The organism is Acidaminococcus sp. CAG:542, assembly GCF_000437815.1.
Lineage (GTDB): Bacteria > Bacillota > Negativicutes > Acidaminococcales > Acidaminococcaceae > Acidaminococcus.
On the sequence record NZ_FR902037.1, the window covers coordinates 1 to 9,333 of the forward strand.

A 9,333-nucleotide genomic window follows, 5' to 3' on the forward strand; every position below is an offset into this window, starting at 1 on the left:
CTTGCAACTTTTGTAACAAATATGATATAATCTCTATCGGCTGTGATTGCACAGCCCACTATACCACACACGCAGAGTCAGGACGCGGCTGTCCTTGCTGGCTGCCGGCAAGGTTAAGCGAAAAATGATCTGCGGAGGAAAAAACAGGAGGAAACAAAAATGGCAATTGTATCCATGAAACAACTTTTGGAAGCAGGCGTACACTTCGGTCATCAGACCCGCCGCTGGAACCCCAAGATGGCTCCCTACATCTTCACCGAACGGAACGGGATCTACATCATCGATCTGCAGAAGACCGTGAAAAAGGTGGAAGAATGCTACAGCTTCCTGCGTGAACTGGCTGCCCAGGGCGGCACCGTGCTGTTCGTAGGCACCAAAAAGCAGGCTCAGGCTGCCATCAAAGAAGAAGCTGAACGCTGCGGCATGTTCTATGTGAACGAAAGATGGCTGGGCGGTATGCTGACCAACTTCAAGACCATCCAGACCCGGATCAAGAGACTCCATGACCTGGAAAAAATGGAAGAAGAAGGCACCTTCGATCTGCTGCCCAAGAAAGAAGTCATCGTCCTGCGCCATGAAATGGCCAAACTGGAAAAATACCTGGGCGGTATCAAAGACATGAAGAAGCTGCCCAGCGCTCTGTTCGTCATCGATCCCCGGAAGGAACACAACGCCATCCTGGAAGCCCGGAAACTGCACATCCCCATCGTGGCCACCGTTGACACCAACTGCGATCCCGATGAAGTGGACTACCTGATGCCCGCCAACGACGACGCCATCCGTGCCGTCCGTCTGCTGACCAGCAAAATGGCTGATGCCGTCCTGGAAGGCAAAGCCAGCGCTGTGGATGAAGAAGCTGCCGCCGCTGACGAAGCTGCTGCTGAAGAAGAAGCCAAGGACGCTGAATAAGCCGTCCTTTCCCAATTCCATAAAGTTACAGGAGGAATACTGATGGCAATTACTGCTAGCATGGTAAAAGAACTGCGTGAACGTACTGGCGCAGGCATGATGGACTGCAAAAAGGCCCTGACCGCCACCAACGGCGATATGGACCAGGCAATCGACTTCCTGAGAGAAAAAGGCCTGTCCAAGGCTGCCAAGAAGGCCAGCCGTGTGGCTGCTGAAGGCCTGGTGGCTGATTATGTGGACGAAGCCAACAAAGTGGCTGTCCTGGTGGAAGTCAACTGCGAAACCGACTTCGTGGCCAACACTGACGAATACAAAAAACTGGTGCTGAGCGTTGCCAAACACATTGCCGCCCACAAACCGGCTGATGTGGCTGAACTGAACGATCAGACCTTCGACGGCACTGACAAGAAAGTCAGCGAAGTGATTACCGAAGCCATCGCCAAGATCGGCGAAAAGATCGATGTCCGCCGTTTCGCCGTGTATGAATACGGCAACGACACCCTGGGCCATTACATCCATGGGGCCGGCAAGATCGGCGTCCTGGTTGAACTGGAAGGCGGGGATGCGGAAGTGGCCAAAGACGTGGCCATGCACATCGCTGCTGCCAACCCGTCCTATCTGGACCGGACCCAGGTTCCTGCCAGCGAACTGGACCATGAAAAAGAAGTCCTGTCCGAACAGGCCAAGAACGAAGGCAAACCTGAAAAAATCATCGAAAAGATGGTGCTGGGCCGTATCCAGAAATTCTATAAGGAAATCTGCCTGGTGGATCAGGAATTCATCAAAGATCCGGATAAATCCATCAGCGCCCTGCTGAAGGAACACAATGCCAAAGCAAAGAGATTCGTCCGCTTCCAGCTGGGCGAAGGCATTGAAAAGAAGAAGGAAGACTTCGCTGCTGAAGTTGCCAGCTTCGTAAAATAACACTCTTGCAAGGGGCTCTCGCTTGTGCGGCAGCCCCTTGTTTTATGAGACATTTTAGATTCAGTCTTGCAGGAACGAACATTTTCACCTATAATGATAAGGAACGGGAGCACCTGGAGACAGGGCCCCCAAAAGCATTGTAGAACTGTGGATGACTTCTTGTTCAAGATCTGCGGAACTCTGTAGGAGGTACTGTCAGTGTCGGGTAAAAGAAAGTTCAAGCGCGTGATTCTGAAACTCAGTGGGGAAGCCCTGGCCGGTGAAAAAGGCTACGGCATCGATCCCAAAACGGTGGACGCCATTGCGGCCCAGATCCAGGCAGTCCGGGAAAGTGGACTGGACGTGGCTGTGGTCAACGGCGGCGGGAACATCTGGAGAGGCCTGGCCGGCGCTTCCAAAGGCATGGACCGGGCAACGGCGGACTACATGGGGATGCTGGCCACGGTAATCAACTCCCTGGCGCTGCAGGATGCTCTGGAAAACCGTGGGGTACCTACCCGGGTACAGACGGCCATTGAAATGCGGGCCATTGCGGAACCTTACATCCGCCGGAGAGCGGTACGGCACCTGGAAAAGGGCCGTGTGGTGATCTTCGCAGGCGGCACCGGCAACCCGTACTTTTCCACGGACACCACCGCAGCCCTGCGGGCAGCAGAAATCGAAGCCGACGCCATCCTCATGGCCAAGAAAGGCGTGGATGGGGTGTACGACAGCGATCCTGCGGTGAACCCCAATGCAGTGAAGTTCGACCATCTGGAATACATTGAAGTGATCCAGAGAAATCTGGGTGTCATGGATTCCACCGCCATCAGCCTGTGCATGGATAACCACATCCCCATCGTGGTCTTCAACATCGATGAGGAAGGGAACATCCTGAAGGCCGCTGCCGGTGAAGAAATCGGAACCCTGGTAGGAGGATTCTAAATGGCAACGATCGAAGAATTACAGAACAAAACCCAAGAAAAGATGGATAAAGCGCTCCATGCGCTCCGGAACGAACTGACCAACATCCGCACCGGGCGGGCTACCCCGTCCCTGCTGGATCAGGTGAAGGTGGACTACTATGGGGCTCCCACTCCGGTGACCCAGGTGGCCAACGTGTCCGTGCCGGAACCCCGGATGATTGTGATCCAACCCTGGGACCGGAGCCTGCTGAAGGTCATTGAAAAGGCCATTATGACCAGTGACCTTGGTCTGAATCCCAACAACGACGGCACGGTGATTCGCCTGAACCTGCCTCTCCTGACGGAAGAACGCCGGAAGGAACTGGTAAAAGTGGTCAACAAAAAGGGCGAAGCCAGCCGGGTGGAAATCCGGAACATCCGTCGGGATTTCAATGACGCTGTGAAAAAACAGGTCAAAGCCAAAGAAATCACCGAAGATGATGCCAAGGACGCAACGGATTTTTCCCAGAAGCTGACGGACAAATTCATGAAGAAAATCGATGATGTCCTGGCCCAGAAAGAAAAGGAAGTCATGTCGGTGTGATGACGGCAGCTTCCCAGGCCCCCGACGTATTGGCACGGCCCCTGGCCCTGGCTCTGGAAAAACTGGAGCAGGCCGGCTGGCAGGCTGAAATCGTCCGGGCAGAACCTTATCTTCACCATCCTGCGCTAGTCTGGCATGATGACTCTGCTTATATTCTTAAGCAGACCGTTGTGTCTGACCATACATTACAAATTATTGTTGGTTGCAAATTCGAAGGGAGGTGTACTGACCAATGGCACACAAAATTAACCAAGACGAATGCATCGGCTGTGGTTCCTGCGCTGGGACCTGCCCGGTAGGTGCAATCGCTGAAGACAACGGCAAGTACAAGGTTGACGAAGCCAGCTGCATCGATTGCGATGCTTGCACCGGCGCTTGCCCGGTTGGCGCTATCAAAGCTGAATAAGCTTTCTGGCGTTGTTGCGCAGCCCGCGTAAGCAGGCTGCGCAAATTTTTTTATAGGGGTATGCCAATGCTGAAAAAACTTTTAGGCCTCACTTCCAAACCGGAGCCCATCCCCGAAATCGACGGGGTGGATACCTCCATGCTTCAGCCCGACCTGATCCCCCGCCATGTGGCCATCATTATGGACGGCAACGGACGGTGGGCCAGAGCCCAGGGGAAACCCCGGACCTTCGGCCATGCAGCCGGCGCCCGCACCCTGCGGCGGATCGTGAAATTTGCCGATCATCTGGGCATCAAAGCCCTCAGCGTCTACGCCTTTTCCACGGAAAACTGGAAACGGCCGGTGACGGAAGTCCGGTTCATCATGGATCTGTTGTGTCAGTATCTTACCAGTGAACTGGAAGAATTCAACCAGTACAATGTGCGCATCCGTTTCATGGGATCCCGTGAAGGGCTGCCTGCCATTGTCCAGGAAAAAATGGACCATGCCCTGGAAGTCACCAAAGACAACACGGGGATCATCCTTAACATTGCAATCAATTACGGAGGCCAGCGGGAAATGGTGGACGCCGTCCGGGACATCGCCCGGGCCGTCCAGGCAGGGACCCTGTCTCCGGATGCCATAAATGAAAAGACCATCGAAGAACACCTGTATACCCGGGGCCTGCCGGCACCGGATCTTCTGATCCGCACCGGAGGAGACCTGCGGGTAAGCAATTTCATGCTCTGGCAGATCGCTTATTCGGAATTCTGGACCACCCCTGTTTTCTGGCCGGACTTTACCGAAGAGCTGCTGACGGAAGCAGTGTACAGTTATGAAAAACGGGACCGCCGGTTTGGCGGCCTGAATCAGAAATAAGAGGCGCAGAACATGGGACAGAGAATACGGACGGCCCTTGTGGCCATCCCCATTGCATTGTTTTTGATCAAAATGGGAGGTCTCCTGTTTGCCCTGGGGGTGCTGATCCTGGGGCTGGTGGGCTTCCGGGAATACCGGAACATGCTCACCCGGGACGGGATCCAGGTGTACCGGGCCACCGGGCTTGCGGGCACGGCGCTTTTGATCGCCGCAGCGGGCCTGGGTCAGCCGGGATGGCTGCTGCCCCTGGTGACCCTGTTTTCCCTCCTGGTGATGCTGGAAGGGCTGTATCTGTACGCCCAGGGCCATTTTCCGGAAAACACCGGCCTTACCTGCATGGCCCTGGTGTACCTGGGACTGCCCTTTGCCCATTTCATCCTGCTCCGGGAGCTCACTGGCTCCGTCCACACCATTCCCCTCTGGGGCCAGGTGAGCCTGGGGGAAGCTCTGCTGTGGACGGTGATGTTCGCCACCTGGGCCAGTGACACCTTTGCTTATTTCGGGGGACGGGCCTTCGGGAAGACCAAGCTGCTGCCCAAAGTCAGTCCCAAAAAGACCCGGGAAGGAGCCCTGTGCGGGTTCCTGGGCTGTGTGGCCACCGTTTGGCTCCTGGGCAGCCTGTGGCTCCAGTATCCTCTGGTGCCGGTGCTGCTCCTGGGGGTGGGCATCGGGTTCTTTGCCCCTCTGGGGGACCTGGTGGAAAGCATCCTGAAACGGTCCTGTGACATCAAGGATTCCGGCAACTTCTTCCCCGGCCATGGGGGCGTGCTGGACCGGTGCGACAGTCTGATTTTCTCGGTGCCTTTTGCCTATTATTTCATCACCCTGGTCCTGTTGGGCTGAAGGAGGTTGCCATGAAGAACATTGCAGTATTGGGGTCCACCGGGTCCATCGGTACCCAGACCCTGGAAGTGGCCGCGGCCAATCCGGAACGGATCCGGGTGGTGGCCCTGGCGGCCCATAAAAATGACCAGCTGCTGGAAGCCCAGATCCGGAAATTCCATCCGGCCCTGGCAGCCCTGTCCGATCCGGAAGCGGCCCGCAGGCTGAAAGAACGGTATGAGGGCCCTACGGAAATCCTCGCCGGTCCTGAAGGGATCATGGCCGCAGCCACCTGCAGCCAGGCGGATACGGTACTGGGAGCCATGGTGGGATACGCAGGCCTGCAGCCCACCCTGGCGGCCATCCGGGCCGGGAAGGACATCGCCCTGGCCAACAAGGAGACCCTGGTGGCCGCCGGCAGCCTGGTGATGGAAGCGGTGAAGAAGGCCGGGGTCCGGCTGACTCCCGTGGACAGCGAACACAGTGCCATTTTCCAGTGCCTCCAGGGGAACGCCCACAAGGACCTGAAACGGATCCTTTTGACCGCCTCCGGGGGCCCCTTCCGGGGAAAGACCCGGGAAGAGCTCCAGAACGTGACGGTGGAGCAGTGCCTCCATCATCCCACCTGGACCATGGGCACCAAGGTGACCATCGATTCCTCCACCCTGGCCAACAAGGGGCTGGAAGTGATCGAAGCCCACTGGCTGTTTGACGCCCCATACGAAAAGATCGTGCCGGTGATCCATCCCCAGAGCATCGTCCACAGCCTGGTGGAATACAGTGACGGGGCCGTGATGGCCCAACTGGGGGTGGCGGACATGAAGTTGCCCATCCAGTACGCCCTCAGCTGGCCGGACCGGTGGCCGGTGGCCTTTGACCAGCTGGACCTGGTGAAGGCCGGGCCTCTGACTTTTTATGAACCGGACACCAAAGTGTTCCGGGCCCTGGCCCTGGCCATTGCCGCCGGGAAACAGGGAGGCACCCTGCCCTGTACCTTCAACGCCGCCAATGAGGTGGCGGTGGCATCATTCCTGAAAGGCCGGCTGTCCTTTTTGGACATTGCTGATCTCATCGAAAAGGTGCTGGATGCAACGGTGCCGGCCAAAGTGGACGGGTACGAAACCATTGTGGAAGCGGACCGTCTGGCCCGGCAGAAGGCAGAAGCCCTGGTTGCCCAGGGAGTGTAGGAGGATTGTGTTTTGACAACGATACTGGCAGCCATCGTACTGTTCGGTGTGCTGATTACGGTCCACGAACTGGGCCATTTTCTGGCGGCCAAGGGCACCGGTATGCTGGTGACGGAGTTTTCCATCGGCTTCGGGCCCAAGCTGATCCAGAAAAAAGTGGGGGAGACCCTGTATTCTCTCCGGCTGTGCCCTTTGGGAGGGTACAACCGGATCGCCGGCATGGAGCCGGGAGAAGCAGTGACTCCCCGGGGGTTCAACGGACGGCCCCTGTGGGCCCGGATGCTGGTGATCCTGGCCGGGCCCTTCATGAATTTCCTGCTGCCCTTCCTGCTGTTTTTCGGGATCTTTGCGGTCAGCGGCCTGACCCTGCCGGTGAACAAGCCGGTGGTAGGGTCCCTGATGGAAGGATACCCGGGAGCCGCTGCCGGGCTCCAGGCTGGGGACCGGCTGGTGAGCATCAACGGCCGGAAACTGGAGAAATGGAATGACATCAACAGCCTGGTCCAGGAGAACGGCCCCAAACCAGGGAAAGTGGTGATCAGGCGGGACGGCCGGGAAATGACCCTGACTCTCCAGCCCCGGTTCGACGGGGAATCCAAGCGGTTCCTGATCGGGGTCCGGCCTCCCCTGGAACACCGGCAGCTGTCTCTTTGGGAAAGCCTGAAGACTGCCGGCCTGGCCGTAGGGAAGACCACCGTGGCCATGGTGGACGGGCTGCGGAAGATGATCACCGGGAAGGTCCGGGCGGATATCGCCGGGCCCATCGGTGTGGCCCATATGGCAGGAGACGTGGCGGCCCAGGGGGCGGTGCCCTATCTGGAGTTCATGGCCTTCCTGAGCCTGAACCTGGCGGTACTGAACCTGGTGCCCATCCCGGCCCTGGACGGAGGCCAGTTCCTGGTGCTGGTGGTGGAAGGGCTCCTGGGCCATGCCCTGGCGCCCAAAGCCAAGGAAATCATCCAGATGATCGGGGTGGCCTGCATCGTGGCCCTGACCATTTTCGCCACCATGCATGATCTGCTGCAGTAGGAGGGAATATGGAAAGAAGAAAAAGCCGTGAAGTAACCATTGGCAGCGTCACCATTGGAGGGAACCATCCGGTGGCCGTCCAGTCCATGACCAATACCAAGACGGAAAACATTGCCGCCACCGTGGACCAGATCCACCGGCTGACGGAACGGGGCTGTGAAATCATCCGGTGCGCCGTGCCCACGCTGGAAGCGGCCCAGGCCCTGAAAGAAATCCGGAAACAGATCGCCATCCCCCTGGTGGCGGATATCCATTTCGACTACCGGCTGGCCCTGGAGGCCCTCCGCAGCGGGGTGGACGCCCTGCGGCTGAACCCGGGGAACATCGGCGGACGGGACCGGGTGGAAAAAGTGGTGGCTGCTGCCCGGGAGCGGCAGGTGCCCATCCGGATCGGGGTGAATGCCGGTTCCCTGCCCAGGGACCTGCTGGAAAAATACGGGCACCCTGTGGCGGAAGCTCTGGTGGAAGCCGCCTGGCGCCATATTCATATTTTGGAAGAGATGGATTATAATAATATCGTCATTTCTCTCAAGGCCCACGATGTGCCCCTGACCCTGGCGGCCTACCGGCTCATGGCCAAAGAGTGTGACTATCCCCTCCATGTGGGGATCACCGAAGCCGGGACCATCCACAGCGGTCTTATTAAAAGTGCCGTGGGCATCGGTACCCTCCTGGCGGAAGGCATCGGGGACACCATCCGGGTTTCCCTTACCGGGGATCCCCTGGCGGAAATCGATGCCGGGTTCGAGATTTTGAAATCCCTGGGCCTGCGCCAGCATGGACCTACCCTGGTATCCTGCCCCACCTGCGGGCGCACCTGCTGGAGCCTGGAAAAAGTGGCCCATGAAGTGGAAGCCCGTCTGGAAGAGATCCCGGATCCCATTACCGTAGCCGTCATGGGCTGCGTGGTGAACGGGCCGGGAGAAGCCCGGGAAGCCGATGTGGGCATTGCCGGGGGCAAAGGCGAAGGCCTGCTGTTCCGGAAAGGAGAGATCCTCCGGAAAGTGCCGGAAGACCGGCTGGTTGAAGAGCTGTTTGAAGAAATCCACAAGATCATAGACGAAAGGAAGTTGTAAACATGCGCGTTTCCCAATTGTATGCACCCACTCTCAGAGAGGTACCGGCAGAAGCCGTCATTGAAAGCCACAAGCTGATGCTCCGGGCCGGATACATCCGGAAGGTGGCCGGCGGCCTGTACAGCTATCTGCCCCTGGCCTGGCGGAGCCTGCGGAAGATCGAAGAGATCATCCGGGAGGAAATGGTCCCCACCGGCGCCCAGGAAATCATGATGCCCATTGTCCAGCCTTCTGAAATCTGGCAGGAAAGCGGCCGGTGGCCGGCTTACGGGGCGGAAATGTTCAAACTGAAAGACCGGCACGGCCGGGACTTCTGCCTGGGGCCCACCCACGAAGAACTGGTGACCACCCTGGTACGGGACGACCTGCGGAGCTACCGGCAGCTGCCTGTGACCCTGTACCAGATCCAGAGCAAGTTCCGGGACGAAAAGCGCCCCCGGTTCGGGCTGATGCGCAGCCGGGAATTCATCATGAAGGACGCCTATTCCTTTGACAAGGATATGGAAGGCCTGGACAAATCCTACCAGGACGAATACGATGCCTACTCCCGGATCTTCACCCGGTGCGGCCTGGATTACCGGCCGGTGGAAGCGGACAGCGGGGCCATCGGCGGCAAGGGCAGCCATGAATTCAT

General features: G+C 58.1%; 11 protein-coding genes. All 11 read left to right on the forward strand.

What is annotated here, in order from left to right; translation table 11 throughout:
• Nucleotides 1-159: 159 nt before the first annotated feature.
• A complete protein-coding gene (gene rpsB / locus QVO43_RS02300) occupies nt 160-909 on the forward strand; it encodes a 30S ribosomal protein S2 (protein ID WP_022486993.1) in 750 nt (249 codons plus the stop codon).
• Between the two features lie 42 nt (nt 910-951).
• On the forward strand, nt 952-1,833 hold the full coding sequence (gene tsf, locus QVO43_RS02305; RefSeq protein WP_022486994.1) for a translation elongation factor Ts: 882 nt from the start codon (nt 952-954) through the stop codon (nt 1,831-1,833).
• A gap of 198 nt (nt 1,834-2,031) precedes the next feature.
• A complete protein-coding gene (gene pyrH, locus QVO43_RS02310) occupies nt 2,032-2,757 on the forward strand; it encodes a UMP kinase (RefSeq protein WP_022486995.1) in 726 nt (241 codons plus the stop codon).
• The gene (gene frr / locus QVO43_RS02315) at nt 2,758-3,321 is read left to right on the forward strand and encodes a ribosome recycling factor (RefSeq protein WP_022486996.1); all 564 of its coding nucleotides are present in this window, start codon (nt 2,758-2,760) and stop codon (nt 3,319-3,321) included.
• A 232-nt stretch (nt 3,322-3,553) separates the two neighbouring features.
• Entirely contained in the window at nt 3,554-3,727 is a 174-nt protein-coding gene (locus QVO43_RS02320; RefSeq protein WP_012938723.1) for an indolepyruvate ferredoxin oxidoreductase subunit alpha, read from the forward strand.
• A gap of 66 nt (nt 3,728-3,793) precedes the next feature.
• A complete protein-coding gene (locus QVO43_RS02325) occupies nt 3,794-4,585 on the forward strand; it encodes an isoprenyl transferase (protein WP_022486997.1) in 792 nt (263 codons plus the stop codon).
• A gap of 12 nt (nt 4,586-4,597) precedes the next feature.
• A complete protein-coding gene (locus QVO43_RS02330) occupies nt 4,598-5,428 on the forward strand; it encodes a phosphatidate cytidylyltransferase (protein WP_022486998.1) in 831 nt (276 codons plus the stop codon).
• An 11-nt stretch (nt 5,429-5,439) separates the two neighbouring features.
• Nucleotides 5,440-6,594, forward strand: a complete 1,155-nt coding sequence (locus tag QVO43_RS02335; RefSeq protein ID WP_022486999.1) for a 1-deoxy-D-xylulose-5-phosphate reductoisomerase — start codon at nt 5,440-5,442, stop codon at nt 6,592-6,594.
• Nucleotides 6,595-6,606: 12 nt separating this feature from the next.
• Nucleotides 6,607-7,623, forward strand: a complete 1,017-nt coding sequence (rseP, locus tag QVO43_RS02340; RefSeq protein WP_022487000.1) for an RIP metalloprotease RseP — start codon at nt 6,607-6,609, stop codon at nt 7,621-7,623.
• Nucleotides 7,624-7,631: 8 nt separating this feature from the next.
• Nucleotides 7,632-8,699, forward strand: a complete 1,068-nt coding sequence (gene ispG, locus QVO43_RS02345; RefSeq protein ID WP_022487001.1) for a flavodoxin-dependent (E)-4-hydroxy-3-methylbut-2-enyl-diphosphate synthase — start codon at nt 7,632-7,634, stop codon at nt 8,697-8,699.
• A 2-nt stretch (nt 8,700-8,701) separates the two neighbouring features.
• Nucleotides 8,702-9,333, forward strand: a 632-nt coding sequence (gene proS / locus QVO43_RS02350) for a proline--tRNA ligase (RefSeq protein ID WP_288174362.1), incomplete at its 3' end; no start/stop codon positions are given.